24 protein-coding genes and 1 tRNA gene are annotated in these 26,850 nt (G+C 75.2%); 15 read left to right on the top strand and 10 right to left on the bottom strand.

The features are described 5' to 3' along the window. Positions 1–7: 7 nt before the first annotated feature. Together AAEM63_RS01690 and AAEM63_RS01695 are read left to right on the top strand one after the other, a co-directional pair. Positions 8–559 carry a MarR family winged helix-turn-helix transcriptional regulator gene (locus AAEM63_RS01690; RefSeq protein ID WP_341360001.1) on the top strand — a complete coding sequence of 184 codons (552 nt, stop codon included), beginning with the start codon at positions 8–10 and terminating at the stop codon, positions 557–559. Continuing rightward, positions 556–2,193 carry an MFS transporter gene (locus AAEM63_RS01695; protein ID WP_341360002.1) on the top strand — a complete coding sequence of 546 codons (1,638 nt, stop codon included), beginning with the start codon at positions 556–558 and terminating at the stop codon, positions 2,191–2,193. The genes AAEM63_RS01690 and AAEM63_RS01695 overlap by 4 nt, the downstream gene beginning before the upstream one ends. Here the strand turns inward: AAEM63_RS01695 and AAEM63_RS01700 are convergent. From AAEM63_RS01700 to upp, 3 genes are all read right to left on the bottom strand, one after another. Further along, positions 2,177–4,765 (bottom strand): LuxR C-terminal-related transcriptional regulator, encoded by a 2,589-nt coding sequence (locus AAEM63_RS01700; RefSeq protein WP_341360003.1) that lies wholly within the window; start codon positions 4,763–4,765, stop codon positions 2,177–2,179. The two genes, AAEM63_RS01695 and AAEM63_RS01700, sit on opposite strands and share 17 nt — an antisense overlap. Before the next feature lie 271 nt (positions 4,766–5,036). Continuing rightward, positions 5,037–6,023, bottom strand: a complete 987-nt coding sequence (locus tag AAEM63_RS01705) for an alpha/beta hydrolase (protein ID WP_341360004.1) — start codon at positions 6,021–6,023, stop codon at positions 5,037–5,039. 2 nt (positions 6,024–6,025) lie between these two features. Next, the gene (gene upp, locus AAEM63_RS01710) at positions 6,026–6,664 is read right to left on the bottom strand and encodes a uracil phosphoribosyltransferase (protein ID WP_123916400.1); all 639 of its coding nucleotides are present in this window, start codon (positions 6,662–6,664) and stop codon (positions 6,026–6,028) included. A 34-nt stretch (positions 6,665–6,698) separates the two neighbouring features. On the opposite strand from upp, the gene tadA reads away from it, so the two are divergent. Together tadA and AAEM63_RS01720 are read left to right on the top strand one after the other, a co-directional pair. Next, the gene (gene tadA / locus AAEM63_RS01715; protein WP_341360005.1) at positions 6,699–7,184 is read left to right on the top strand and encodes a tRNA adenosine(34) deaminase TadA; all 486 of its coding nucleotides are present in this window, start codon (positions 6,699–6,701) and stop codon (positions 7,182–7,184) included. Then, positions 7,181–7,447, top strand: a complete 267-nt coding sequence (locus tag AAEM63_RS01720) for an acylphosphatase (RefSeq protein WP_341360006.1) — start codon at positions 7,181–7,183, stop codon at positions 7,445–7,447. The genes tadA and AAEM63_RS01720 overlap by 4 nt, the downstream gene beginning before the upstream one ends. 63 nt (positions 7,448–7,510) lie before the next feature. Here the strand turns inward: AAEM63_RS01720 and AAEM63_RS01725 are convergent, their stop codons facing one another. After that, the gene (locus AAEM63_RS01725; protein WP_341360007.1) at positions 7,511–8,326 is read right to left on the bottom strand and encodes an NAD-dependent protein deacetylase; all 816 of its coding nucleotides are present in this window, start codon (positions 8,324–8,326) and stop codon (positions 7,511–7,513) included. Positions 8,327–8,404: 78 nt separating this feature from the next. Here AAEM63_RS01725 and AAEM63_RS01730 point away from each other — a divergent pair, with 78 nt between their 5' ends. After that, positions 8,405–8,893, top strand: coding sequence for a hypothetical protein (locus AAEM63_RS01730; protein WP_341360008.1), 489 nt, complete (start codon positions 8,405–8,407; stop codon positions 8,891–8,893). 12 nt (positions 8,894–8,905) lie between these two features. Here AAEM63_RS01730 and AAEM63_RS01735 read toward each other — a convergent pair whose 3' ends face one another. After that, complete coding sequence (locus AAEM63_RS01735) at positions 8,906–11,089, bottom strand: multicopper oxidase (protein ID WP_341360009.1); 2,184 nt, start codon at positions 11,087–11,089, stop codon at positions 8,906–8,908. Positions 11,090–11,262: 173 nt separating this feature from the next. On the opposite strand from AAEM63_RS01735, the gene AAEM63_RS01740 reads away from it, so the two are divergent. The 5 genes from AAEM63_RS01740 to AAEM63_RS01760 all read left to right on the top strand — a co-directional run bounded on the left by AAEM63_RS01740 (position 11,263) and on the right by AAEM63_RS01760 (position 15,418). Next, positions 11,263–12,393: an FAD-dependent oxidoreductase gene (locus tag AAEM63_RS01740; RefSeq protein WP_341360010.1), complete on the top strand. Its 1,131-nt coding sequence runs from the start codon at positions 11,263–11,265 to the stop codon at positions 12,391–12,393. Positions 12,394–12,484: 91 nt separating this feature from the next. Then, positions 12,485–12,573, top strand: a tRNA-Ser gene (locus AAEM63_RS01745). A gap of 122 nt (positions 12,574–12,695) precedes the next feature. Beyond that, positions 12,696–13,835: a DUF2252 family protein gene (locus AAEM63_RS01750; RefSeq protein ID WP_341360011.1), complete on the top strand. Its 1,140-nt coding sequence runs from the start codon at positions 12,696–12,698 to the stop codon at positions 13,833–13,835. Next, complete coding sequence (locus AAEM63_RS01755; protein ID WP_341360012.1) at positions 13,799–13,975, top strand: hypothetical protein; 177 nt, start codon at positions 13,799–13,801, stop codon at positions 13,973–13,975. Before AAEM63_RS01750 ends, AAEM63_RS01755 begins: the two co-directional genes overlap by 37 nt. A gap of 60 nt (positions 13,976–14,035) precedes the next feature. After that, the gene (locus AAEM63_RS01760; protein WP_341360013.1) at positions 14,036–15,418 is read left to right on the top strand and encodes an MBL fold metallo-hydrolase; all 1,383 of its coding nucleotides are present in this window, start codon (positions 14,036–14,038) and stop codon (positions 15,416–15,418) included. 18 nt (positions 15,419–15,436) lie between these two features. Here AAEM63_RS01760 and AAEM63_RS01765 read toward each other — a convergent pair whose 3' ends face one another. After that, complete coding sequence (locus AAEM63_RS01765; RefSeq protein WP_341360014.1) at positions 15,437–16,267, bottom strand: HAD hydrolase family protein; 831 nt, start codon at positions 16,265–16,267, stop codon at positions 15,437–15,439. 98 nt (positions 16,268–16,365) lie between these two features. Between AAEM63_RS01765 and AAEM63_RS01770 the strand changes: the two genes are divergently transcribed. The 3 genes from AAEM63_RS01770 to AAEM63_RS01780 are packed head-to-tail and all read left to right on the top strand — an operon-like array spanning position 16,366 to position 18,899. Next, entirely contained in the window at positions 16,366–17,325 is a 960-nt protein-coding gene (locus AAEM63_RS01770) for a zinc-binding alcohol dehydrogenase (RefSeq protein WP_341360015.1), read from the top strand. Positions 17,326–17,340: 15 nt separating this feature from the next. Further along, complete coding sequence (locus AAEM63_RS01775) at positions 17,341–17,721, top strand: 6-carboxytetrahydropterin synthase (RefSeq protein WP_123916422.1); 381 nt, start codon at positions 17,341–17,343, stop codon at positions 17,719–17,721. After that, positions 17,718–18,899, top strand: coding sequence for a glycosyltransferase family 4 protein (locus tag AAEM63_RS01780; RefSeq protein ID WP_341360016.1), 1,182 nt, complete (start codon positions 17,718–17,720; stop codon positions 18,897–18,899). The genes AAEM63_RS01775 and AAEM63_RS01780 overlap by 4 nt, the downstream gene beginning before the upstream one ends. Positions 18,900–19,235: 336 nt before the next feature. On the opposite strand, the gene ribA is transcribed toward AAEM63_RS01780, so the two are convergent. Beyond that, on the bottom strand, positions 19,236–20,609 hold the full coding sequence (gene ribA / locus AAEM63_RS01785; protein ID WP_341360017.1) for a GTP cyclohydrolase II: 1,374 nt from the start codon (positions 20,607–20,609) through the stop codon (positions 19,236–19,238). Between the two features lie 191 nt (positions 20,610–20,800). On the opposite strand from ribA, the gene AAEM63_RS01790 reads away from it, so the two are divergent. Next, positions 20,801–22,618: a choice-of-anchor I family protein gene (locus tag AAEM63_RS01790; RefSeq protein WP_341360018.1), complete on the top strand. Its 1,818-nt coding sequence runs from the start codon at positions 20,801–20,803 to the stop codon at positions 22,616–22,618. 157 nt (positions 22,619–22,775) lie between these two features. Here the strand turns inward: AAEM63_RS01790 and AAEM63_RS01795 are convergent, their stop codons facing one another. Both AAEM63_RS01795 and AAEM63_RS01800 read right to left on the bottom strand, forming a co-directional pair. Continuing rightward, the gene (locus AAEM63_RS01795) at positions 22,776–23,762 is read right to left on the bottom strand and encodes a bile acid:sodium symporter family protein (RefSeq protein ID WP_341360019.1); all 987 of its coding nucleotides are present in this window, start codon (positions 23,760–23,762) and stop codon (positions 22,776–22,778) included. 117 nt (positions 23,763–23,879) lie between these two features. Beyond that, positions 23,880–24,614: a glutamine amidotransferase gene (locus AAEM63_RS01800; RefSeq protein ID WP_341360020.1), complete on the bottom strand. Its 735-nt coding sequence runs from the start codon at positions 24,612–24,614 to the stop codon at positions 23,880–23,882. Between the two features lie 120 nt (positions 24,615–24,734). Here AAEM63_RS01800 and AAEM63_RS01805 point away from each other — a divergent pair, with 120 nt between their 5' ends. Further along, entirely contained in the window at positions 24,735–26,075 is a 1,341-nt protein-coding gene (locus AAEM63_RS01805) for a solute carrier family 23 protein (protein ID WP_341360021.1), read from the top strand. Positions 26,076–26,231: 156 nt separating this feature from the next. Here the strand turns inward: AAEM63_RS01805 and AAEM63_RS01810 are convergent, their stop codons facing one another. Continuing rightward, positions 26,232–26,846 carry a LytR C-terminal domain-containing protein gene (locus AAEM63_RS01810; RefSeq protein ID WP_341360022.1) on the bottom strand — a complete coding sequence of 205 codons (615 nt, stop codon included), beginning with the start codon at positions 26,844–26,846 and terminating at the stop codon, positions 26,232–26,234. Between the last annotated feature and the right edge of the window lie 4 nt (positions 26,847–26,850).

Genomic DNA, 26,850 nt, shown 5'->3' on the forward strand with positions numbered 1-26,850 from the left:
CTGAAGGGTGTCCGAAACCCCTCACCCCTCCGCCCGCGTGCTCGACCAGATCGCCGCGCTCGCCCGCCGCAGCCGCACGAGCTCGGCCCTGGTCGCCCAGCTCTTCGGGCTGCACGCCACCCAGGTCCAGCTCCTCTTCGCCCTCCACCGCGCCTCCGAGTGCCGGGTCGCCGGCCTCGCCGAGGCCCAGCTGGTGGACCCCTCCGTGGCGAGCCGGCAGGCGGCCGCGCTGGAGAAGGCGGGTCTCATCGCCCGTCGACCCGACCCCGAGGACGGCCGTGCATCGCTGGTCTCCCTCACCGACGCCGGGCGCACCCGGGTCGCCGAGGTGCGGGCCCTGCACGTCCGGGCGGTCGCCGAGGCCCTGAGCGGCTGGCCGGTCGAGCGGATCGAGCGCCTCGCCGACGACCTCGCGGACCTCGTGGCCGTTTCGGGCGGGGTCTACGCCCGCCTCGCCGGCGAGCAGGCGGACGGGAGTGCGGCCCGGCCGCCGGTCACGGGCCCGGACGCCCGCGGGCAGGACGAGGCCGGCGCGCCGACCTCGGTGGCGGGCGCGTGAGCCGGGCACTGACCGAGCGCCGGGCCTACGCCGGGATGGAGCCTGCGGAGGCGCTCGCCGCGCACGAGGCCCACCGCGACATCCTCAAGGTCCTCACGGGGCTGCTCCTGGCGATGTTCGTGGGGAACATGTCCGCGACCATCGTGGGCAACGCGCTGCCGGTCATCGTCGGGGAGATCGGCGGCACCCAGCAGCAGTACACGTGGATCGTCACCTCGACGATCCTCGCCTCGACGGCCGTGACCCCGATCGCGGGCAAGCTCGCTGACCTCTACGACAAGAAGAGGCTCCTCCTCGCCTCGATGGTGGTCTTCCTCGCCGGCTCGGTGCTCGCGGGCCTGTCGACCTCGGCGGGCATGCTCATCGCCGTCCGTGTGGTCCAGGGGGTGGGGATGGGGGCCAACATGGTCCTCACCCAGATCATCATCGCCTCCCTCATCCCGCCGCGGCAGCGCGGCCGGTACAACGGCTACCTCGGCGCGGTCATCGCCGCGGCGACCGTCTCCGGCCCGCTCGTCGGCGGCATCATCGTCGACACCCCGTGGCTGGGCTGGCGGTGGACCTTCTGGGTGGCGGTGCCCTTCGTCCTCATCGCACTCGCCGTCCTCACCCGGTCCCTCCACGTGCCCGGTGGTGGCCGGCCCGGTGCCCGCGTGGACTGGCTGGGGGCGGCGCTGATCTCCCTCTCCGCCACCCTGGTCCTGCTCTGGGTCTCCTTCGCCGACCACGAGTTCGACTGGGTCTCCTGGGAGACCGGCGCGCTCCTCGGGGCGGCCGTCCTCGCCGCCGCGGCCTTCGTCCTGGTCGAGCGCCGCGCCCCCGAGCCGGTCGTGCCGCTGTCGATCCTCACCGCCCGCACGACGGCGCTCGCGGTGGTCGCGAGCCTCGCGGTCGGCACGGTGATGTTCGGCTCCAACGTCTTCCTCGGCCAGTACTTCCAGATCGGCCGCGGCTACTCCCCGACGGTCGCCGGCTGGCTGGGCCTGCCGCTCATGCTCGGGCTGCTCGTCTCATCCACGGTCGCGGGCAACCTCGTCACCCGCACCGGGCGCTGGAAGCCCGCCGTGGTCGGGGGCGTCGGGCTGCTCACCGTCGGCATCGGTCTCATGGCCACGGTCGGCTCGACCACGCCGGTCCCCGTGGTCGCCCTCTACCTGCTCGTCGCGGGCGTCGGGCTCGGCGCGTCCATGCAGAACCTCGTCCTGGCCGTGCAGAACACCGTCGAGCTGGGCGACGTCGGGGCGGCGACCGCGGTCGTCACCTTCTTCCGCACCCTCGGCGGCGCGGTCGGGATCCAGGTGCTCGGCGCCGTCTACGCCCAGCGGGTGACCGCGCTGACTCTCGCCGGCGCGGACGGTGCGGGGGTCGACGCCGCCGGCACCGACGCCGCGACCGCCTCGCTCGACCTCGGGGCGCTGCCCGCCGCGATGGCGGACCTCGTCCGCGGGGCGTACGGCGACGCCATCGGTTCGGTCTTCGCCGTCGCCGGCGTCGTCAGCCTCCTGGCGTTCGTCGCGACGCTCCTCATGCGGGGCTCGACGCTGCGCAGCACGTGGGCGACGGAGGTGGCCCGGGTGGCACCCGCGGAGGAGCGGCGCGCGGTCACCGACCTTCCGCCTACCGGCCGTCCATGAGGACGGCCGCGAGGTCCTGGCGCCCCCGGGCGCCTGTCTTGCGGTAGACCGACGCGAGGTAGTTGTCCACGGTGCGCACCGACAGCACGAGCCGCTCGGCGATGTCGCGTGACGACGCGCCGGCCCGGGCCATGAGCGCGACCTCCCGCTCGCGGCTCGTCAGGGGGTCGCGGGTGCGGACCAGGGCGGGCGTCGCGGCGTAGCCGGTGCGCTCGAGGTGGGCCGCTGCGAGGGCGTTGGCCCGGCCGGCGTCGCGTGGGTTGCCCGCCCGCCGGGCGAGCTCCGCGGCCTGGGCCAGCGCCTCCGCCGCCCACAGCGGCAGGCCCGCCCGGGCGAGCCCGGCGGCGACCTCCTCGAGGGCCGCCCGGTCCTCCGCGGCGAGCGCTCGCGCGTGCCGCACCCGCAGCTGCAGCAGCGGGGCGTCCCGGCCCTCGGCGAGGCGTTCGAGCGGGCCGAGGACGGCGCGGGCATCGCCGATCCGCACGGCGGCGTGGAGCTGTGCGCCCGCCCAGACGAGGTGGGAGTCCTCCGCCTCGGCCGCGTGGCGCAGGGCCAGCTCGGTCGCCCTGCTCACCTCACCGCGTGCTGCAGCGACCCAGATCTCCGCGTGGTGGACCAGGGTGCGGGTGCGCAGGTCGGTGCGCGGCACGGGACCGATCTGGTCGAGGTACCCCTGGGCGCGGTCGGCGGCGCCGAGTTGCGCGGCGCTCCGGGCGGCGACGGCCAGGGCGACGCCACGCACCCCGAGCGGGTCCAGGGCCTCCAGCCGGCGGGCCGCCTCCTGGGCCATCGCCTCGGCCTCGGTGAGGTGGCCCTGCTCGCACAGGGCCCAGGCGAGGCCGTTCGTCCAGGTGCCGACGGACGCCGGGACACCTTCGGCCGTAGCGGTGGCAAGGCCCCGCCGCGCCTCGGCGGTGGCGTCGTCCAGGCGGGCGGCCTCCATGAGGACCATGACGTGGTTGAGACCCGCCTGGTCCCGCGCCTGGGGTCGCTCGCGGTGGAGGTCCTCGGCGAGAGTCACGGCCCGCTCGGCCTCGGCGCCGGCGGTCGTGAGGTCGCCCAGGAGGGTGCGGGCGATGACCGACGCGATGAGGACGTCGAGCAGGGTCACCGGCCGCGGGTCCGGCCGCGCGAGCACCTGCTCGCAGGCGGCCAGGGCGGCCGTCATGTCACCGCGGAAGATCGCGGCGAGCGCCATGGCCGCGTCGAGGCGGTCCTGGGCGTCGGTGTCGGTGACGAGCTCCCGCGCCCTCTCCACCGTCGCGACGGCGAGATCGGGTGCGCCGCGCACGAACAGGTCGTTCGTGAAGCGCAGCAGGGTCGCCTCCGTGAGCTCGTCGTCGTCCGCGGCCCCCGCGCACGCGGCGGCGAGCGCCGTCTCGGCCTCGGCGCCGTGCCCCAGCCGGAGGAGGGTGTCCCCGCGCACCAGCAGCGCGGGCGTGCCACCGCCCCGCCGGACCGCCTCCTCCGCGAGCGTCGCGGCTCGCGCGAGGTCGCCCGCGGCGAGCACCTCGCGGGCGGCCGTGAGGAACACCGCCGGCGGCCCCTCGCGCCCGGAGCGCTGCCACAGCTCGGCCAGGGCGACGGGGTCGGTGATCTGCGCGGTCCCGTCGCCGTAGAGGTCGAGCAGCTCGCGGGCCAGGCGCACGAGACGGGTCTGGGAGGCGACCGAGCGGACGAGGGCCGCCGCCAGCGGGTGCACGAGCGTGACCCGGCGCCCGTGGTCGGCGTCGACGTGGACCGCCCCGCCCTCCTCCAGCGCCTGGAGGGTCTCGAGGTCGGTGAGGTCGGCGAGGACCTCGAGGGGCAGGCCCCCGGTCAGGGCCAGGGCCTCGACCGCCCGCCGGGGCATCTCGCCCACCTGCACCAGGTTCTGTCCGGCGAGCTCGGCCAGACGTGGGGTGACGGCCGGGACCGCGCGCAGGTGCCAGCGCCCGTCCGCCCGGTCGAGCAGGTCCTGGGACCGGGCCGCCTCGACGAGCTCGCGCAGCAGCAGCGGCCGGCCGTCGGCGAGCTCGCAGAGCCGCCCGGCGGACTCCGGGTCGAGCGGTCCCCCCAGGTCGGCCTCGAGGACGTCGGTGCTCGCCGCCAGGTCCAGCGGGCCGAGCTCCAGGCGCAGCGCGCCGTCGTCCTTCCACAGCAGCGTCAGCGCGGCGGGGACGGGGGCGTCGGCGCGTGCGGTGAGCAGGCTCGAGACCCCCGGCACGGACGCGAGCTGGCGCACGACGAGCAGCGAGCCCTCGTCGAGCAGGTGGGCGTCGTCGACGATCAGGAGCACGGGGCGCTGACGCGCCTCCGACCGCAGCAGCGAGCGGGCCGCGGCGAGGTCGGCCGTGCCGGCCCCGGGGAGCCCCAGCTGGACGAGGAGCCCGAGCGGCAGGGCGGCCGACCCCGGGGTCGCGGGGCACCAGTGGACCAGGCCGCCGGCGGCCTCCCACCGGCGCCGGACCTCCCGCGCGATCCCGGTCCGCCCCGCGCCGGCGAGGCCGTGCACGACGGCCGAACCGCCCGCGCGCAGCTGTCGCTCGAGGGCACTCACCTCGTCCCGACGACCGCTGACGGGCCACACCATGTCCGGAGACTAGCCAGACTGAGTAGCGCCGTGGGTGGAATGGAGTAACCGGGTACGGCACCGGGGTGAACGGCCCTGTGGTTGCCTGTGCCCAACGGGGTTCGATCCCCGTGGGCCTCGTGCCCCGACAGACTGCCCCCGGGTGGCAATTCCCCCCCCTGCGTCACCCGGGGGCATTGTTCGTGCACGGCGTCGGTCCGAGCGCGCGTCGCTTCGTGCACGACGTCGCCGGCGCGACCGGCTCCCTGTCCCGCGCCGCCCGGGCGGCGGGTCAGCCGTGCTGCGCGATGGCCTCGAGCCGGGCGTCCACCCACTCGATCGCCGCCCGGGTGAAGTACTCCCGGGCCGGCGCGGGGGAGAGGGCGAGGTCGTGCAGCCCGCCGGGGACCTGCAGGATCGTCACGTCCGGTCCGATCATCGGCGCCCGGGCGATCATCTGGCGCACGTCCAGCACGACGTCGGAGGAGGACAGGTCCGCCGGCCCCGGCGCCCTGCGGTCCCCGCTGCGGGTCGAGCACGCCAGCAGGACGGGGACGTCGACGTCCAGTCCCGCCGCGACCTCGGCGTGCGCGCGGCGCACCGACCGGATGAAACCCGCCCGTACCGGGAACCCCTCGTGGGGCTTGAGGGTGAGGTCGAAGTCCCACTCGCCGCCGCTGCCGGCGTGCAGGTGGCGTCCGTAGGCCTGGCGGAGGGCGCCGACCCGCAGCCCGGGCAGGCGTGCACCGACCCGGTCGAGCACGGCGGTGACCGGGCCGCGGGTGATCCACCCGGCGTTGAGGTCGAGCCACGGCGAGTTGAGCACGAGGGCGTCGACGCCGCCGGGGTGGTCGTGGGCCCACAGCACCGACAGGAGCCCGCCGGTGGAGTGGCCCAGGAGCACGACGTGCCGGGCGCCCGCCGCGCGGATCGTGGCGAGGGCGAGGTCGATCTCCTCGTGGTGGACCCGCAGGTCCCGCACGTCGGCGGGGCGGGGATGGGTGCCGGTGGACCGGCCGGAGCGCCGCAGGTCCAGGGCGTAGAAGTCGTACCCCGCCGCCGTCCACGCCTCGGCGTGGTGGGCCTGGAAGAAGTAGTCGGTGAACCCGTGGAGGTAGAGCACCGCCCGCTCCTGCGCGCCGGCGCCGTCGCGGTGGACGAGCGTGGCCACGTCCGGGGCGGCGGGGTCCTCGCCGCCGTCGAAGGTGCGCAGCGCCAGGGTGCGGGCGAGCCACGGCTCACCCAGGACGGGGTCGGGACCAGCCGGCTCCGTGGTCATCGTCAGCCGACGACGCCGTAGAGGCGGTCACCGGCGTCACCGAGGCCCGGGACGATGTACCTGCGCTCGTTGAGCCGCTCGTCCACCGCGGCGGTGACGATGGTGACGTCCCCGCGGGTGCCCACGGCCTCGTCGAGCTCGCGCAGGCCCTCGGGGGCGGCGAGCAGGCAGATGGCCGTGACGTCGCGGGCGCCCCGCTCGAGGAGGTAGTTGATCGCCGCCACGAGGGTGTGGCCGGTGGCCAGCATGGGGTCGAGCACGAAGCACTGCCGGCCCGAGAGGTCGTCGGGCAGGCGGTTGGCGTAGGTGATCGCCTCGTAGGTGGTCTCGTCGCGCTGCATGCCCAGGAACCCGACCTCCGCCGTCGGCAGCAGCCGGGTCATGCCCTCGAGCATGCCCAGACCCGCGCGCAGGATCGGCACGACGATGGGGCGGGGGGCGGCCAGGTGCGTCCCCACGGCGGACGCGACCGGGGTGGTGATCTGGACCTTGTCCACCCGTACGTCCCGGGTGGCCTCGTAGGCCAGGAGGGTGACGAGCTCGTCGACGAGGAGACGGAACGTCGGGGACTCGGTGCGCTGGTCGCGCAGGACGGTGAGCTTGTGGGCGATCAGCGGGTGGTCCGCGACGTGCAGGCGCATGGGCTCAAACTACCGTCCGCGCCATGATGGTCACATGAGACCGCACGCCGTGCCGGTGGCCACCGGGGTGACCGCCGCGATGGAGGAGGCCCTCGGCCTGGCCCGGGAGGCTCTCACCAGCGACGACGTGCCCGTGGGCGCCGTCGTCCTGGGCCCGGACGGGCGCGTCCTGGGGCGCGGGCGCAACCGGCGCGAGGCCGACGGCGACCCGACCGCGCACGCCGAGGTCCTCGCCCTGCGCGAGGCGGCCCGGGCGTTGGGGACCTGGCGGCTGGCGGGGTGCACGCTCGTCGTCACCCTCGAGCCGTGCACGATGTGCGCCGGCGCCCTGGTCCTGGCCCGGGTCGACCGGCTGGTCCTGGGGGCCTGGGACCCCAAGGCCGGTGCCGCGGGGTCGGTGCGCGACGTCGTGCGTGACGCCCGCCTCAACCACCGGGTCGAGGTGGTCGGCGGGGTGCGGGCCGAGGAGTCCGCCGAGCTGCTCACCACCTTCTTCCGTACCCGCCGGGCCGAGCCGTGATCCGCCGTCGCGTGGTGGTCCGCGGGCTCGTCCAGGGGGTGGGGTTCCGGTTCTCGTGCGCCGACGCCGCCCAGCGCGCCGGGGTGCGCGGCTGGGCCGCGAACCGGCCGGACGGCACGGTCGAGGCGGTGTTCGAGGGGGCGCCGGACGCCGTCGCGGCGATGGTCCGGTGGTGCGGGCGTGGCCCGCGCTACGCCGAGGTCACGGGCGTCGACGTGCACGAGGAGGAGCCGGAGGGCCTCGCGGGTTTCGACACGTTCTGACCGCCCGGTGGGCCGCGGCGCGGCCACGGCGGCGCGGTCAGGGCGGCGACGGCGGCGGCGCGGTCAGGGCAGCCGGTCGGCGAGGGCGGTGAGGGTCTCGGACGTGCCGGCGTCGAGCTTGACCGTGGCGAGCGGGTCGCCGCGGGTGGCGCCGCGGTTGACGATGACGACCGGCCGGCCCTGCCTCGCGGCGTGCCGGACGAAGCGCAGGCCGCTCATCACGGTGAGGGACGAGCCCGCCACGACCAGCGCGTCCGCCTCGTCGACGAGCGCGTAGGCGTCCGCGACCCGGTCCCGGGGCACGTTCTCCCCGAAGTAGACGATGTTCGGCTTGAGGATGCCGCCGCAGCGGTCGCACGCGGCCACGACGAAGTCGGCGGTGGAGGAGATGACGGCGTCGGCGTCGGGCGCGATCTCGACGTCCTCGACCCGGCGGTCGAAGCTGGGGTTGAGGGCGGTGAGCCGCTCGTGCACCGCGGCGCGGGAGACCACAGCACCGCAGCCGAGGCAGACCACCTCCTCGTAGTGGCCGTGCAGGTCGATCACCCGGCGCGACCCCGCGGCGCGGTGGAGAAGGTCGACGTTCTGCGTGACGATCCCGACGACGACGCCGCGCGCCTCCAGCCGGGCGAGCGCCCGGTGGCCGTCGTTGGGCTCGGCCCGGCGCAGGTGCCGCCAGCCCACGTGGTTGCGGGCCCAGTAGTGACGGCGGAACGCCTCGTCGCCGGCGAACTGCTGGAAGGTCATGGGGGTGCGCGGCGGGGAGCCCGGCCCGCGGTAGTCCGGGATGCCGGAGTCGGTCGAGATCCCGGCGCCGGTGAGAACGGCCAGCCGCCGTCCCGCCAGGAGGGCGAGCGTGCGCTCGAGGTCACCGGTCACGCGAGCAGGGTAGGCACGCGGGCGTGGTCCCCGCGCGTCCGCCAGCGGGCGGGGGAGGCACGGGCCTAGCGTGTCGTCATGGGCACGGACAGCGGCCAGGTGGACCACCGGCTGTACGCCCGCGGCCGCGACGTGGTCCTGTCCTACCTCACCGGCGCCGCCGGTGCCTGGGAGCTCGACGACGACGTCCTGGAGACCCTCACCCCCTCCGGCGGGCACCGGCGGATCCGGGTGTGCGTCACCGACGGCCCGCGGTGGGAGGTGCCGTGGGCCGACGCGCGGCCGCGCCACCGCCGCGAGCCGGACGGGTGGTGGGCGTTCGTGCGCCTGCGCGACGACGGCCACGAGATCTACCTCGCGGCCGAGTCCGAGGTGCGTGAGCGGCTCTACCTGGTGGCGGACGCCGGCAGCGGCGAGGACGCCCGTCCAGGCCGGGACGGGGGCCCGGACCCCGCCGCGGACGAGGTCGCGGACCCCGCCGCGGACGAGGGCGGACGCATCGTCCTGACCGACGACGACGTCAGGGCTCTCGCCCACCGCTGGGGCGAGCTCGACCTCACGCAGTGACCCCCGCCGTCGTCAGTGCTCCCCGTGCGCGGGCGGCAGCGGCTGACCGGGCTGCTCCGGGCCGACGCGGAACGGTCGCATCATCTCGTTGTCCTCGTGCTCGACGATGTGGCAGTGCCAGACGTACTGGCCCGGCCGGTCGAAGCGCATCTTCACCCGGGTGACCTGGCCCGGGTAGGCGATGACGGTGTCCTTCACACCGGTCTCCCAGGGCTCGGGCGGGGTGACGTGGCCGTCGAGGGTGGCGGGGCTCGCCACCTCGCCGAGCTCGTCGAGCACCAGGCCCTCGCGGCCGAGGACCTCGAAGGCGACCTCGTGGACGTGCATGGGGTGCGCGTCGCCCGTGGTGTTGTAGAACTCCCACACCTCGACCGCCCCGACGTCAGGGTTCTCGCTGACGGGCTCCATCCACTCCCGTGCCACCCAGACACCGGCCGGGACCTCGCCCTCGGCGTCGGAGGGCCCGACGGTGCCCAGCAGGGCCTCGACGGGGCCGTCGAGCATGTCCCCGGCGGCGTCGACGCCCACGCCCATCATCTCGATGAGTGCGAGCCCGCGCGTGCGGTCGGCGTCGGGCAGCGGCGCTGCGGCCGGCAGGCCCAGGTAGCGCGGCGGGGTGGTCGGGTCCGGCCCGCGGGCCGGCACGACCCGCAGCTGCATCACCTGGCCGGTGGTGTCCGGGTCCGCGGGCTCGAAGTCGCCCTCGTCCTCCTCGTGCGGTTCGCCGCCGCCGAACGGCTCGTCCGGGCCGACGTTGCCCAGCACGTAGCTGCCCTCGGGCACCCCGGTGAGGTCGAGGATGACGTCGGCCCGCTCCGCCAGGCCCAGGAGCAGCCGGTTTCCCGCTGCGGCCGCGAGGTCGACCGGCGCGTCGAGGAAGCCGCCCTCGTTGCCGACGACCCACGCCTCGGCGCCTGGGATCCCGCCGAAGTCGAGGATGAGGAACCGCGACTGGCAGCCGTTGAGGAACCGCAGCCGGTAGCGGCGCCGCTCGACCTCGAGGAAGGGCCACGTGTTGCCGTTGACGATGAGGGTGTTGCCGAAGAACTCGGGGTTCCACATCGGGGAGAACTCCCCGTCGGGGACGTACGGCGCGACCAGGCCGTCGAAGAACTCGCGGGTGTCGGGGTAGAAGAGCGAGCCGTCGGTGTTGAACGAGCGGTCCTGGATGGCGAGCGGGATCTCGTAGTAGGTCTTGTTGGGCGGGAAGGCGTCGTTCTCCCGGGGGGCGGGCCCGGGCAGGACGGCCCGGCGCCCGGTGCGGGTGTCGACGACCGCGTTGTCGCCGTGCGGGCCGCCGCGGATGATGTAGAAGCCGGCCGGGCCGGCGTAGACGTTGAGCCGGGTCATCCCCAGCGTGTGGTCGTGGTACCAGTTCGTCGACGCCCGGTCGAGGTTCGGGTACTGGAAGGTCGCGTACCCCCGGCCCCACGTCTCGTCGAACCCCTCCTTCGCCTTGCCCGCGAAGAAGTTGTACCAGGTGCCGGTCTCGGCGTACCCGGCCGGGACGTCGTCGGCGTCGGGCAGGTACCAGGCCTCGGCGTACCCGTCGCTCTCGTCGCCGACGCCGACAGCGCCGTGCACGTGGGTGACCATGGGCACGGGGCCGGTGTAGGGCTCCGGGGGCGCGTCGAACGTCGTCGGGCGTGTGTCACGGCCCATCGCCCCGCCCGGCGGGTTCGCCCAGTGCAGGGTGGGGTCCACCGGCAGCAGGTGGGGCAGGTGGTGGCCGTTCGCGTCCACGAGGTCGTTGATCCACCGGACCCGGACCGGGCGTCCGGCGTTCGCCTCGATGGTCAGGGACGGGGCGTTGTGGAGCAGCAGGCCGCGCGGGGCGGCGGCGCTGACCGCCCCGTAACCCCACACGGTCGTGGGCGGCAGGTCCGCGGGCAGCATCTGCTGCGCGAGCTGACGCATCGAGATCTCGTAGTAGTCCGCGTTCTGCCCGCCGCGGAGCGGGACCCGGCCGGCCCGGGGCATGGCCGGCGGGACGAGCAGCGGGGTGACGTACTTCGGGATCGACGCCGGGTCGAGGGTCCCGCCGGGGATGGCCGCGCTCGCGGGCACCTCCCAGGCGACGGGCCGGCCCGCGACCGACCCGAGCAGGAACAGCCCGAATCCGGCGCCGCCGGCCCTCAGGACCGTGCGCCGGCTGGGCCCGAGCGCGTCCCGGGCTGGGCGACGGTCGTGGGACATCCTGACCCCTCCTCGGGTCGAGCGGCCCCCCGCTAGAACCATCGAACCCGACCAACTCCGCATGTCAAGGGCCCACTGGTCCACTCAAGGGGGAACGAGGTCCCGGTTCACCCCCGTCCCACCCGCACTCCGGGCGGTGTGCCCGGGATTGTCCGATCGGTACCCTTCGGGCCATGCGGTGCGTGGTGGTGGGGGCGGGTGCCTGGGGCCTGCCGGCGGCGGCCGAGCTCGCCGCCCGCGGCCACGAGGTGCTCCTCCTCGACCGTCACGGGGTGGCCGGGCCGCTGTCGTCGTCCTCGGGGCCCACCCGGATGTGGCGCCTGAGCCACCCCGACCGGGCCCGCGTCCGCCTGGCCCGGCGTTCGGTCGAGGCGATGGAGCGGCTGGCGAGCGCCGGCGGGTCCGAGACGTACCTGCGCCGGGGCCTGCTCTGGCGCGACGACGCCACCCTCGGCGCCGTCGTGGACGCGCTCACCGCCGAGGACGTCCCGCACGAGGTGGTCGAGCCCGGCGACGTCGGCCGGTTCTTCCCAGGGTTGCGGCCCGACGGTCGCGCCGCCGTCTGGCAGCCCGACGCCGGGCCGGTGCTCGCGGCGGAGTCGATGGCGGCGCAGGAGCGGCTGCTCCGCGCGGCCGGCGGCCGGGTCGAGACCGGCCCCGAGGTCGTCCAGATCACCACCACGACGGCCGGGCCGGTGGTGGTGTGCGCGGACGGGCGGCGGTTCGCGGGCGACGTCGTCGTCCTCGCCCCGGGCCCCGGCGCGGCCGCGCTGCTGGCCACGCTCGGTGTGGACGTGGCACTGCGTCCCTCCCTCCAGCAGGTCGTCCACGTCGGCGGCCCCGGTGACGACACCGACCACCTCCCCTGCCTCTTCGAGGGCCCCCGGGACGGCGAGCCGGCGCTGTACGCGATGCCCACACCGGGACGCGGCTACAAGATCGGGCTCGACCGCGCCGTGCGCGACCTCGGGCCCGGCGACGACGACCGCACCCCCGACGCCGCCCGCACCGCCGAGATCCTCGAGCGGGTCCGCCGGGACCTGGACCTCACGCCGGTCGCGTGCGATGAGCAGGTCTGCTCGTGGACGACCTCGCCGGACGGCCGCTTCGTCGTCGACACCCTCCCGGGGGGCGTGGTGGTGGCCTGCGGCGACAGCGGCGAGGGCTTCAAGTTCTCCGCCCTCATGGGACTGGTCCTCGCCGACCTCGCGGAGGGCCGGTCGCCGGACCCGGACGTCGCGACCTTCTCCCTCGCCCGCCTGGACGGCCTCGCCCCGGGGACGCCGCACGTGCTCGGTCGGTGACCCGACCCCGGGCCGGCCACGCCGAGTTTCCTGGGCCGGGGCTGCGCCGTTTTGGCCGCTCGCCGTCTCTGCCGGTAGCATCGCCCGGCGAGGTAGCGTGTCCGAGCGGCCTAAGGAGCACGCCTCGAAAGCGTGTGAGGTTAACAGCCTCCGTGGGTTCAAATCCCACCGCTACCGCCAGCAGGGCCGAGGTCAGACCCGCTGACAGAACCCCCGTGCGGGGCCCGGAGGGGCCCCGAGCGGGGGTTCTGCCGTCCGCCCCGCCGGGGCGCGACCGGGCCGCCGCGGGTACCGTGCCGCAGATGGAGCGCAGCGAGCGGATCGTCGACGTCCTCACCGATGCCTTCGCCGACCTCATGGCGGCCGACCCTCGCGCCTTCCGTCACAAGTTCCGCGCGATGGCGGCCGACCCCTTCGCGTTCTACCGGGGCACCGCGTGCCTGTTCTACGCCGACGTCGCCGAGATCGAGGACCGGTGGGCGGACGAGCGCACCGGCCGGGTGTGGATCCAGGGCGACCTGCACGCCGCGAACTTCGGGACGTACATGGACAGCCACGGCTTCCTCGTCTTCGACGTCAACGACTACGACGAGGCCTACCTCGGCCACTTCACCTGGGACCTGCGCCGCATGGCCGCCAGCCTCGCGGTCATGGGGTGGACCAAGGCCCTGTCCGACGACGACATCGCCGGCCTCACCGAGACCTACCTCCGGGCGTACGTCGACCAGGTGCGCACCTTCGTCGAGACCGACCGGGACCACGAGTGGTCGCTGCGGCTGGACACCGCGCGCGGCGCCGTCCACGACGCCCTCCTCACCGCCCAGCTGCGCACCCGGGTGGGACTGCTGGAGAAGCTCACGGTGGTCGACGACTACGCCCGCCGGTTCCGCATCGGTCCCGGCGTGCGCGAGCTCGAGCCTGATGAGCGCGCCGCCGTGGAGGGCGCCTACCAGGCCTACCTGAGGACCATCCCCGAGTCCAAGCAGCTCGGGAGCCTGACGTACGAGCTCAAGGACGTCGTCGGCAAGGCCGGCTTCGGGATCGGCAGCGCCGGCCTGCCGGCCTACAACCTCCTCGTCGAGGGGCACACGCAGGCGCTGGAGAACGACGTCGTGCTCACCATGAAGCAGGGCGGGGTGCCCGCCGCCAGCCGCATCGCCCCCGACGCGCAGGCGGAGGAGTTCTTCGAGCACCAGGGCCACCGGACGGCCGTGTCGCAGCGCACCCTCCAGGCCTACGCCGACCCGTGGCTCGGCTGGGCGCGGATGGAGGGCGGCGAGCACGACGGCGTCGGGTTCGTCGTGTCCGAGCTCTCGACGAGATCGCGGACGTCCTCGAGCAGCTCGGCCGGGCGACGGCCAAGGTGCACTGCGTCTCCGACGTCGACGCCGAGCACGCCCCGCTCGTGGACTTCCAGACCGAGGACGCCGTCGCGGACGTGATCGCCGGCGCGGAGGACGAGCTCGTCGACGACATCGTCTCCTTCGGCCGTGACCACGGCGCCCGTGCCCGCGAGGACCACGCGCTGTTCGTCGACGCCTTCCGCAACGGACGGATCCCGGGCCTGGAGCCCGCCGGCTGAGCCGCCCCCGCGGGACGATGGCCACTTCCGCCCCCGCGGGTGCGGCGGGACCGTGGGGGTATGGCCGGTCACGAGCACCAGAGCCTGACGTTCCTCGGGGGTACGGGGACGGTCACCGGCTCGAAGTTCCTCCTCGAGGGCGGCGGCCACCGCCTCCTCCTCGACTGCGGGCTGTTCCAGGGCGAGCGGCAGTGGCGACGGAAGAACTGGGAGGCCTTCCCGGTCCCCCCGGACTCCGTCGACGACGTCGTGCTCACCCACTGCCACCTCGACCACTGCGGCTACCTGCCCGCCCTCGTGCGGGAGGGCTTCGACGGGCCGGTGTGGATGACCGAGAGCAGCCGCGAGCTCATCGAGATCGTCCTGCGCGACGCCGCCCACCTCCAGGAGCGCGACGCCCAGGACGCCCGCAGCGGCGGCTGGTCACGGCACGACCCGCCCCTGCCGCTGTACACCGTGGCCGACGCCGAGCGGTCCTTCGCGCTCTTCCGCGGGCGGCCGTTCGACACCGACACCGAGATCCGGCCCGGGACGACGGTGCGCCTCATCCGCGCCGGCCACGTCCTCGGCGCGGCGAGCGTGTCGGTGTCGACCGGCGCAGCGCGGGTGCTGTTCTCCGGCGACCTCGGCCGGCCCACCCACCCGGTCCTGCGCCCGCGGGGGACGCCCCCCGGCGCCCGGACCGTGGTCGTGGAGTCCACCTACGGCGACCGTGCCCACCCGGCCGGGACCGGCCACGCCGTCCTCGCCGACGCGATCCGCCGCACGGTCGGCCGGGGCGGCACCGTGCTCATCCCCGCCTTCGCCGTGGACCGCACCGAGCTCGTGCTGCACGCCCTGTCCGACCTCACCCGCCGCGGCCTCATCCCCCGGGTGCCGGTCTTCGTCGACAGCCCCATGGCCCTCGCGGCGCTCGACGTCTACCGCCGGGCGGCGGCGCGCGGGGAGCTGCGCGAGGACGTCGGTCCCGACCTCGTCGACCTGCCGGCCCTGCACACCGCGGCGACGCCGGAGGAGTCCATGGCCCTGGACACCGCCGTCATGCCGTGCGTCATCGTCTCCGCGTCGGGGATGGCCTCCGGCGGGCGGGTGGTCCACCACCTGCGCCACCTGCTGCCCGACCGGCGCAGCTGCGTGGTGCTCACGGGCTACCAGGCCGTCGGCACCCGGGGGCGGGCGCTCCTCGACGGCGCGCACGAGCTGAAGATGCACGGCCGCTACGTCCCGGTCCGCGCCGAGGTGGTGCTCGACGAGGAGTTCTCCGTCCACGCCGACGCCGGCGAGCTCGTCGCGTGGCTGCGGGACCTTCCCGAGGAGCCCGAGACGGTCTACGTCGTCCACGGCGAGGCCGCCGCGTCCCGGGCGCTGGCCGGGCGGATCCGCGAGGAGCTGGACTGGACCGTGGCGGTGCCCCGGCCGGGGGAGCGGGTGCGGGTCGACTGAGGGGCGGGCGACGGGGGCTCAGGCCGGGCCGCGGGCCGCCCGGGCGGCGAGCAGGCCCTCGACGAGCTCGGCGACCGCCTCGTCGGCGTGGTGGCCGATCTCGAGGTGGGCGAGCTCCTTGACGGTGGCCAGGGCGTTGCCCATCGCCACGGGGAAACCGATCCGGGTGAGCCAGACGAGGTCGTTCTCCCCGTCGCCCACCCCCGCGGTCCGGGCGGGGGAGACGCCCAGCCGGTCGAGGACCGCCGCGAGGGCGGCCCACTTGTCGGCGCCCTCGGGGCTCATCTCGAACGCCGTCGGCATCGACCGGACCATCCGCGGGAACGCCGCGCGGAGCTCCGCGTCGACGGCGTCGAGGCTCGCTGGCTCGCCGAAGACCACGGCCTTCGTCGTCCGGTCGTAGGGCAGGTCGGCGGCCGCGACGGCGAGCGTCGTCGCCTCGGGGTTCGCGGCGACCAGGAGGTCGTGGACCACGCTGCCGCGCTCGACCACCATCGCCTCGGCGGTGAACAGGCTCGGCTCCAGGGGCCGGCCCGCGCAGAAGTCGACGACCGCACGCGTCTCGGCGGGGTCCATGGTGGCCGTCCACAGAGGGCGACGGTCCCGGCTGTCGAGGGCGACGGCACCGCCGGCGGCGACGACGTACCCGTCGATCCCCGCGTCGGCGAGGATCGCGAGCGCGGCGTCGGCGATCCGGCCGGTGATGATGACCGGCTCGACGCCCGCGGCCCGGACGGCGGCGAGCGCGCGCAGCGTGCGCGGGCTCACCCGGTGGTCGGCACCGGCGAGGGTGCCGTCGACGTCGAACGCGATCGCGTCGACGTCCACCAGGTGCTCGGGCAGGTCCATGGTTCAGCTCCTCCGGGTCCGGCCCTCACCGTAGTGCGTGGTCCCGGCGGCGCGGCGCCGGGGTGCGCCGGCGCCGGCCCCCGGCAGAATCAGGTCGCATGTGGACCGCGTACTGGACGACCGGGCCCGGCGACGGGGAGCTGCGCACCGAGCCCGCCCGCGAGCCCGGGCCGGGCGAGGTGCTCGTGCGCGCGGTGCGCTCCGGCGTCTCGCGCGGGACCGAGCTGCTGGTCCACCGCGGGGACGTCCCGCCCGCCGTGGCCGACCTCATGCGGGCGCCGTTCCAGGTCGGGGACCTGCCCGGGCCCGTGAAGTACGGCTACCTCTCGGTCGGTGTCGTCGAGGCCGGCCCGGCCGAGCTCGTCGGCCGCCGGGTCTTCTGCCTGCACCCGCACCAGGACCGGTACGTCGTCCCCGCGGCCGCCGTCACGGTCGTGCCCGACGACGTCCCGGACGGCCGGGCGGTCCTCGCCGGCACCGTCGAGACCGCGGTCAACGCCCTGTGGGACGCGGGGCCGCGGCTCGGCGACCGGGTGGCCGTGGTGGGTGCGGGCATGGTGGGCTCCGCCGTCGCCGCGCTCCTGCGGCGGTTCCCCCTCGAGCGGCTGCAGCTCGTGGACGTGGACCCCTCCCGGGCCCGCCTCGCCGCGGCCCTCGGCGTCGAGCTCGTCGCACCCGAGACCGCCGCGGGCGACTGCGACGTCGTCGTGCACGCCTCGGCCAGCGAGGCCGGACTGGCTCGCGGGCTCGAGCTGCTGGGCGACGAGGGCGAGCTGATCGAGATGTCCTGGTTCGGCACGGCGTCGCCCCGGGTGCCCCTCGGTGCGGACTTCCACGCCCGCCGCCTCACCGTCCGGGCGAGCCAGGTCGGCGCCGTCGCCGCCGCCCGACGCGCCCGCCGGACCCCCGCGGACCGGCTCGCGCTGGCGCTGCGGCTCCTCGCCGACCCGGCGTTCGACGCGCTCCTCACGGGCCGGTCCCCATTCGCGGACCTGCCCGCGGCGATGGGCCGGCTCGCCGAGGACCGCTCCGCGCTGTGCCACGTCGTCGAGTACTGAGAGCGAAGGAGAACGATGTACCGCCTGACCGTTCGTGACCACATGATGGTCGCCCACTCCCTGCCCCACCCCGCCTTCGGGCCAGCGCAGCAGCTGCACGGCGCCACGTTCGTCGTCGAGCTGACGATCACCCGGCGAGACCTCGACGACGCCGGCATCGTCATCGACATCGGCGAGGCGACGACCTTGCTGCGCGAGGCGCTCGCGGACCTCGACTACACCAACCTCGACGACCACCCCGACCTCGCCGGCACCCTCACCACCACCGAGACCCTCGCCCGCGTCGTCGCCGAACGGGTGGCGGCGCGGCTGGCGCCCGGGGTCTACGCCGGCCTGGACGTCGTGCTGCGCGAGCACCCGGACGCGTGGGCGGGGTACGCCATGGACCTGGGGTGAACCTAGCGGGCCTCGCCCTCGTCACCTGGGACCGGGAGGCACCCAGCGGCGGGAACACCTACAACGACGAGCTCGTCCGAGCGCTGAGGCTGCTCGGCGCGGAGGTCGGGGTGCACCGCCTCCCTGGGACCTGGCCGGTCGCGGACGCGCTGGACCGGGCGGCGCTGACCGAGGTCCTCCTCGGGCAGCCGCTGAGCCTGGTCGACGGGATCGTGGCCTGCGGAGCCCCGGACGCCGTCGCGACCGCCGTCGCCGCCGGCCGACGGGTCGCCGTCCTCGTCCACATGCCGCTCGCGGAGGAGCGCGGCCTCACCGACGACGAGCGGGCCGAGCGGTCCGCGCTCGAGGCGCGCTCGCTCGGTCTCGCCTCGGTGGTCGTGGCGACCTCGCGCACGGCGGCGGACGACCTCCGGAGGCGGCACGGTCTCGCCTCGGTCGCCGTGGCCAGGCCCGGCGCCGTCGTGCCGGGCCGGGACTTCGTCGAGCCGGGTGGGCAGGCCGTCCTCCCGCGCGTGGAGGCCGGTGGTCGGACGACCGGGCCCGGTGCGGTGGCCGACGAGCCGCCCGGCCGTGCGCCGCACCTCCTCATGCTCGGGGCCCTCACGCCCACGAAGGATCCCCTCGGTCTGGTCCGCGCCCTGGGACTGCTGCGCGACCTCGCCTGGACCGCCACCATCGCCGGCCCGGGCGACGCCGAGCCCGGCTACGCCGGCCAGGTGGCACGGTCGGTGGCCGCGGAGGGCCTCACCGGACGGGTGCGCCTGCCCGGCCCCCTCACCGGGGCGGCGCTGGACGAGGAGTGGCGTGCCACCGACCTGCTCGTCCTGCCCTCCCGGACGGAGACCTTCGGCCTCGTCGTCGTCGAGGCGCTCGCCCACGGGATCCCGGCGGTCGTCGGGGCGGGCACGGGCGCGGAGGAGGCGCTCGGGCTCGGCCGGGGCGCTGGTGAGGCCGGGCGGGCGGCCGGGGGGCGCGAGGACGACGGGCTCCCCGGGGCCGCGGTCCAGCCGGGCGACCCTGTGCGGCTCGCGGAGGTCCTCCGGAGCTGGCTCGTCGACCCCGGCCTTCGCGCGCGGTGGCGCCGTGCGGCGTTCGAGGCCGCACCGAACCTGCCCACCTGGGAGGACACGGCGCGGGCGGCGGCGGCCGCACTCGGGCTCGTGGTGACGGGGTGGTAGGTCGGGGCGAGGTCGACGGTTCCGGCCGAGTTCGTAGGTAACGGGGCGAGTCAGCAGGCACGGGCATGCTGACTCGCCCCGTTGGCTGCTGATTCGACGGTGCTACCGGTTCGGGCGCCGGCTACCGGTTCAGGCGCGGCTACCGGTTCGGGCGCGGCTACCGGGTCAGGCGCGGCTACCGGTTCAGGCGCGGCTATCGGTTCGGGCGCCGGCTACCGGTTCAGGCGCGGCTACCGGTTCGGGCGCGGCTACCGGGTCAGGCGCGTCTATCGGTTCGGGCGCCGGCTACCGGTTCAGGCGCGGCTACCGGTGGGGCGGCCGCCGGCTCGGCGCGGGCTACCGGCTCGACCCGCCCACGCGCGCCGCGGCAAGGTCGAACTCCGTGCACACGTCGGTGCCCAGGACGAACCGCCGGGTGGGGGCGGCCAGGGCACCGGCGAGCCGGTCGGAGCCGGCAAAACGGATCCCGGGAACGCCGTCGCCGATGAGGATCGGTGCGACGGTGAGCGAGAACCGGTCGAGCAGCCCGGCGGCGAGGAACGCCGAGACGGTCCGTCCGCCGCCCTCGACGAGCACCCGGCCGAGCCCGCGCGAGTGCAGGAGGTCGAGCACCGCGGCGGGGTCGAAGCGTCCGTCGGTCACGGGGAGGCGCAGCACCTCGGCACGGGTCACCGGCACCTCCACCGACCCGCCGACCAGCCAGAGCGTCGGAGCCGCCCCGTCGGTGAGGACGCGTGCGCCGGCCGGCACCCGGCCGGCGGGGTCGAGGACCACCCGGACGGGATGCGGACCCTCGACCGCCCGCACGGTCAGGCGCGGATCGTCGGCGACCACCGTCGCGCCGCCCACGACGACGGCGTCCACGAGGGCACGCAGCCGGTGCAGGTGCTCGTGGTCCTCCTCGCCGGTGATGTTCTCGGCGTCGCCCGACCGGGCGGCGATGAACCCGTCCGCGCTCTGACCGAGCTGGGCGATCGTCGCCACGGGACCGAGGGCCACGAGCGGCCCGTACCGCTCGAGCAGGTCCGCGTCCTCGGCGCTGGGGGCCGCGGCCGGCACCCGGCCGGCCACGAGCTCGCCCCACACACCCGGCAGGGCGTCGTCGTGCCCCATGCGCATGCGCTTGGTGGTGAGGTAGAAGGCGTTCTCCGGCCGGTCGGGCACCGGCAGGCGACGCCGCGCGACCACCTCGATGCCGTGCTCCGCGAGCTTGGCGGACTTGTCGGGGTTGGACGACATCAGCCGGATGCGCCGGGCGCCGAGGTCGTGGAGGATCTCCGCTGCCTCGCCGTACGCGCGGGCGTCGGCGGGGTAGCCGAGGGCGAGGTTGGCGTCGACGGTGTCGACGCCGGCGTCCTGAAGCGCGTAGGCCTCGAGCTTGGCCAGGAGACCGATGCCCCGGCCCTCGTGGCCGCGCACGTAGACCAGGACCCCGCGCCCCTCGAGCGCGATCTCGTGCAGGGCGGCGGAGAGCTGCTCGCCGCAGTCGCAGCGGAACGAGCCGAGGGCGTCGCCCGTGAGGCACTCGGAGTGCACGCGGACGAGGGGCGCGAGGTCCTCCTCGGCCGCGACGTCGCCCATGACGAGCGCCACGTGACCCAGGCCCTCGGCGCCGTCGTAGCCGTGCATCTCGAAGACGCCGTGCTCGGTGGGCAGGGTGGTGGAGACGACGCGACGCGCTCCGTCGCGCGGGAGGGGGACGGCAGACATGGGGTCACGATGACACAGCGAGTGAGCGGCGGCACGGCGATCCTGCACCGTCGGCCCCGTCCGGGACCGCCGGCGCAGCTCCCCGTGCGCCCGGCCACGGTGCCGGCACCGGCTGTTCACCTCGTGGCGTCCTGGAGGTCACCCCGGCTCCCTAGCGTGGGCGCGCCCGGTCCACCCACCGAAGGAGTCCCGTGCCCATCCCCGCCTCCCCCCAGCCCGCCCGCCGCCCCGAACGGCGTCTGCCGGCCCGCGCGCTCGCACTCCCGCTCGTCGTCGCCCCGATGCTCGCGACGCAGCTCACCGGTACCGCCCAGGCGACGGTCGTGCCGGAGCCGGTCGTCCACTCCGCCGACGGCGCCGCCCTCGAGCTCACCCCGCTGGGCTCCTACGACAGCGGCGTGTTCGACGCCTCCGCGGCCGAGATCGTCGCCCACCACGCCGGCACCGACCGGCTGTTCGTCGTCAACGCCCAGGAAGGGGTCGTCGACGTCCTCGACGCCGCCGACGTCGCGGCGCCCGTCCACATCGGCGTCCTGGACACCGAGATCGCCCCGGGCGCCGTGGCCAACTCGGTGGCGGTACGCCCGGACGGGCTGGGCGTCGTCGCGGTCGAGGCCGCCGACAAGGTCTCCGACGGCCGGCTCGTGTTCTTCGACGCCCGCAGCCTGCAGGTCCTCGGCTCGGTGACGGTCGGCGCCCAGCCCGACATGGTCACCGTCACCCCTGACGGCCGTCGCGCCGTCGTGGCCAACGAGGGCGAGCCCGCGGCGGACTACTCCGTCGACCCCGAGGGCAGCGTCTCGGTGGTCGACCTGCCCCGCACGGTCGCCGCCCCCGACGAGGACGCCGTGGCCCACGCTGACCTCCGCGACGTCGAGCTGCCCGACGGCGTGCGCGTCTTCGGCCCCGAGGTCCCGCTCGAGGGGGAGGCGGGCTACCTCGCGGCGCAGAACCTCGAGCCGGAGTACGTCGCCGTCGACGCCCGCTCGCGCACCGCGTACGTCACCCTCCAGGAGAACAACGCCCTCGCCGTGGTGGACCTGGCCTCCGCCACGGTCACCGAGGTCCGTGCGCTGGGCACCAAGGACCACTCCCTTGCCGGCAACGGCCTGGACGTCTCCGACCGGGACGACGCGGTCGACATCGCTCCCCGGCCGGTCCAGGGCCTGTACATGCCCGACGCCGTCGCCGCTTTCACCACGCGCGGTGAGGAGTACCTGGTCACCGCCAACGAGGGTGACGCCCGAGAGTGGGACGAGGGTGAGGTGACCTGGGTCGACGCCCAGCGCGCCGGTGACCTGGGGGAGGACGGCACCCCGGCGCTGTGCGCGGCCACCGAGGCCGGCCTCGCCGCGTCCGGTGACCTCGCCGCTCTCGGCCGGCTCGAGGTGTCCGTCTCCTCCGGCCTCTCCGCCGACGGGAGCTGCGTCGAGGAGCTGCACTCCTTCGGCGCACGGTCCTTCTCCGTGTGGAGCACCGACGGCGACCTCGTCTTCGACTCCGGTGACGACCTGGAGCAGATCACCGCCGAGGCCCTGGCCTCAGTCACGGCCGACGGCGGATCGGGCTTCAACTCCAACCACTCCGCCACCGAGACCGACTCACGCTCGGACGCCAAGGGTCCCGAGCCGGAGGCCGTGGCCGTGGGTGAGGTCCGGGGCCGCACCTACGCCTTCGTCGGGCTCGAGCGTGTCGGTGGCGTCATGGTCTACGACGTCACGGTGCCGGCGGAGTCCTTCTTCGTCACCTACGTCAACAACCGGAACTTCTCGGTCTCGGTCGAGGACGCCTACGAGCAGGGCGACGCCGCGGGCGAGCAGGCTCTCGCGGACGCCGGTGACCTCGGGCCCGAGGGCCTCGTCTTCGTCTCCGCCACCGACTCCCCGACCGGCGGGCCGCTGCTCGTGGCTGGGAACGAGGTCTCCGGGACCACCACGGTGTACGCCGTCGGCGAGGTCGCCGGCGAGCGCACCGGCTGGGCCGAGGGACGCCCCGGCACCGCTCGCTGACCCTGCGGGCTCGCCGCCTCCACTGACCCCTGTCGGGCTCGTCGGGAAGCGGCGAGCCGAGGACGGCCGAGGGCCTCGACGCACCGGTGGGTGCGCCGAGGCCCTCGCGCTGCCCGGCCCGGCGGACGCGTGACCCGGCCACGCCTCCGGACGGTGGTCAGGAGGCGACGGCGGCGGGCTCGCGCCTGTCGCCGGCCGGCAGCGGGCGGCGGCGCAGGTACGCCGCGAGCAGGGCACCGGAGACGTTGTGCCAGACGGAGAAGACCGCACCGGGCAGGGCCGCCAGGGGGCTGAGGTGCTGGGCCGCGAGGCCGGCGGCGAGACCGGAGTTCTGCATCCCGACCTCGACCGCGACCGTGCGCCGGACGCGCTCGGGCTGCCGGGTCAGGGCGGCGAAGCCGTAGCCCACCGCGTAGCCCAGCCCGTTGTGCAGGACGACGGCGAGCAGCACGATGGCGCCCGCCTCGACGATCCGGTCGGCGCTGCCGGCCACGACCGCGACGACGACCAGGGTGATCGCGACGACCGAGACCCAGGGCAGCACCGGCAGCAGCCGCGTGACCACGCGGGGCAGGAGCAGCCGCACGACCAGGCCGAGCGCCACGGGGACGAGGACGATCTGGAGGATGGACAGGGCCATGGCCGGGCCGTCGACCGGCATGTAGGTCCCGGCGAGCCACAGGGCGAGCAGCGGGGTGAGCAGCGGGGCGAGCAGGGTCGACACCGACGTCATCGCCACGGACAGGGCGGTGTCGCCCTTGGCGAGGTAGGTGACCACGTTGGACGCCGTCCCGCCGGGGACCGAGCCGACGAGGATGACGCCCGCGGCGAGCTCGGCCGGGAGCTGCAGGACCCAGGCGATGAGGGCGCCGAGCAGCGGCATGATCGAGAACTGCGCGACGACGCCCAGGAGGATCGGCAGCGGACGGGTCACGACGAGCTTGAAGTCGGGGACCGTGAGCGTCAGGCCCATCCCGAACATGATGATCCCGAGCAGCGGGGTGATCCACGCCCCCAGGCCGAGGCCCGTGAACGTGCCGGGGGTGAGGAAGGCGACCCCCGCACCGGCGAGGATGAGCAGCGGGAAGAGGGTGACGGCGACGCGTGCGCTCGCATCCTCGGGGGTGGTGGTCTTGGCGTCCATGGTCGACGATGATCCGCCCGTGCCCGACATTCGGGACGCCTCATCTCGCGAATTGAGACGGTGGAACGGCTGCGCGAATGGCCAGACGGCGAGGTGCCGGGCGGAGCACCTGACGGCTCAGTACCGGGCGTAGCGCTCCACGAAGTTGCGCAGCAGCCGGTGCGCGCTGTCGACCGTGGCCGCTGCTGCCATGGTCTCGATGGCCGCCTCCTCGCCGGGCTCGTAGTACCCGGCGTCGCGGTAGATCCGCACCCGCTCCATGAGACCCGTCCGGTCGAGCTCGGGGTGGAACTGGGTGGCGTAGAGATGGGTCTTGACCCGGAACATCTGCACCGGGCAGCTGGCCGAGCGGGCGAGGAGCACCGCGTGCTCGGGCAGCCGGCTCACGGCCTCCTTGTGACCGACGAACGCCTGGAACTGCGGGGCGACACCGGCGAGCAGGGGGTCGACGAGCCCGGCCTCGGTCAGCTCGACCGTCGGCGCGGAGATGGGCTCGGCGTAGGTACCGTCGATCGAGGCGCCCTGGTGGCTGCCGAGCGTGCCGACGCCGTAGCAGGCCCCCAGGAACGGGAAGTCGACGTCGACCACCATGTCCAGCACCCGGGCGAGCTCGGCCTCCACCCGCAGCTGGGTGTCGCCCTTGTGCTCGCGCGGGATCGAGCCGGTGAACGGGCTGCCACCGACGAAGATGCCCGACCAGTCGGCCGGGTCGAGCACCGGGATCGGCACCGACTCGACCCGGATCCGCACCAGCTCGCGCTCCTGCAGACCGGCATGGCGCAGGAACGCCTCGTACTCGCCGTCGGCCGCGGCGTCCTCGGGCCGCGTGGCCAGCAGCAGGAACGGTTTCACGGGCACGAGGGTAACCGGGACGGACGACCGGTACCGGAGCCTGTCCGCGGCGCTACCCTTTCGCCCGACCAGCCCCTACGACGGCGTGGGCGCACGGCGCGATCAGCAGCGGAGGGTGACATGGCAACGACGAGGTTCGGCCGGTGGACGGTCCACGGGGACGGTGGGCACCTACCGCCCGGGGAGGTGGTCGCACCGGGGGAGCGGCTGAGCTGGCCCAGCACCATCGGCATCGGGGCGCAGCACGTGGTCGCGATGTTCGGCGCGACCTTCCTCGTCCCGCTGCTCACCGGTTTCCCGCCGGCCACGACGCTGTTCTTCTCCGCCGTCGGCACGCTCCTCTTCCTCGTCATCACCGGTGGGCGGCTGCCGAGCTACCTCGGCTCGAGCTTCGCGCTCATCGCCCCGATCACGGCGGCGACCGCCTCGTACGGGATGTCCTCGGCACTGGGCGGCGTCGTCGCCGTCGGTGTCCTCCTCGCGGTCGTCGGTGCCGTGGTGCACTTCGCGGGCGCCCGCTGGATCGACATCGTCATGCCCCCGGTCGTCACCGGCACCATCGTGGCGCTCATCGGGTTCAACCTCGCTCCCGCCGCCTGGGGCAACGTCCAGCAGGCGCCCGTGACGGCGCTGGTCACGGTGGCCGCGATCGTCCTCATCACCGTGGCGTTCCGCGGGATCCTCGGCCGCCTCTCGATCCTCCTCGGTGTGGTGACGGGGTACGTCGTGGCCACGCTGCGCGGCGAGGTGAGCTACGACGCCGTCGCCGACGCCGCCTGGTTCGGCCTGCCGGAGTTCACGACGCCCACCTTCGAGCCGGCCCTGCTCGGGCTCTTCCTGCCGGTGGTGCTCGTGCTCGTCGCCGAGAACGTCGGGCACGTGAAGTCCGTCGCGGCGATGACGGGCCAGAACCTCGACGACGTCACCGGCCGCGCGCTGTTCGCCGACGGCGTCGCCACCGTGCTCGCCGGCTCCGGCGGCGGCTCGGGCACGACGACGTACGCGGAGAACATCGGCGTCATGGCCGCGACCCGCGTGTACTCCACCGCGGCCTACCTCGTCGCCGGTGTCACCGCGCTCGTGCTGAGCCTGTCGCCGAAGTTCGGCGAGCTCATCAACACCATCCCGGCCGGCGTGCTCGGCGGCGCCGCGACGGTGCTGTACGGGATGATCGGCATGCTCGGCGTGCGGATCTGGGTCCAGAACCGGGTCGACTTCTCGGACCCGGTCAACCTCAACACCGCGGCCATCGCGCTGGTCATGGGGATCGCGAACTACACGTGGTCGGTGGGGTCGACCTCCTTCGCGGGAATCGCCCTGGGCACCGCCGCGGCGATCGGGGTGTACCACCTCATGCGGTCCGTCGCCCGGTGGCGCGGGACCAGCCAGGAGGCGGCCACCCCCGCCTCGGCGCCGGCCGGGACCGAGCTGGACCCGGAGGCGCTCCAGCACGACCGCTGACCCCGGCCGGCCGGCCCGGTGGCCGCCGGTCCGGCCGGCGACGTGGCCGCCGGGCCGCGCTCGGTCGGCCTCCGTCGGCCGGCCCCTCCGTCGGTTCGGTGCCGCCACGCCCTCAGAGAGCGCGGCCGTCGGCTCGGCCCGGCACGCTCGTCGCCGTCAGCTCGCTGCCGTCGGCTCGCTCACCGGCGTGCAGCCCTCGGGGGCGACCAGCGGGGCTGCGGGGTCCAGCGCGGCCACCTGGTCAGGGCTGAGGACGCTCTGGTAGCCCTGCCCCAGCACGACGTCGACGCTCTCGTCGGACCGGGTGGAGTCCAGGGCGACCGTCGCTCCCTCGAAGAGGCGGGCGAGGGAGTACGCCGCGCTGACGCCCAGCTGGCCGGAGACGATCTGGACGACGCCGTCGTAGGAGCCGGCCGGCCAGTTGGCCTCCTGGTTGACCACGACGCCGAGCGCGCCCAGGGCGGAGCCGGTGGCGCCGGCGAGACCGGCGCGGTCGGTGCCGTTGTAGACGTTGGCCGTGATCGAGGACAGCTCGACCGGCACCGCCCCCTCGGGCGGGCACGGCGTGACCAGGCTCTGCTCGGTGGTCTCCTCCGCGGAGAACTCCCGGGTGAACGGGGCGGGCAGGAGTCCCGTCCAGACGGCGCCGGCCACCAGGCCGGCGACGAGCAGGACCGTCACCAGGCCCCCGAAGACGACGGTCTGGCGCTGCTGGAGGCGACGACGCCGCGCGGCGCGGCGGACGGCTGCCTCGTCGGTGGTGGCGGTCACGGAG

Origin of the sequence: Georgenia sp. M64 (assembly GCF_038049925.1) — a bacterium.
GTDB lineage: Bacteria > Actinomycetota > Actinomycetes > Actinomycetales > Actinomycetaceae > Georgenia.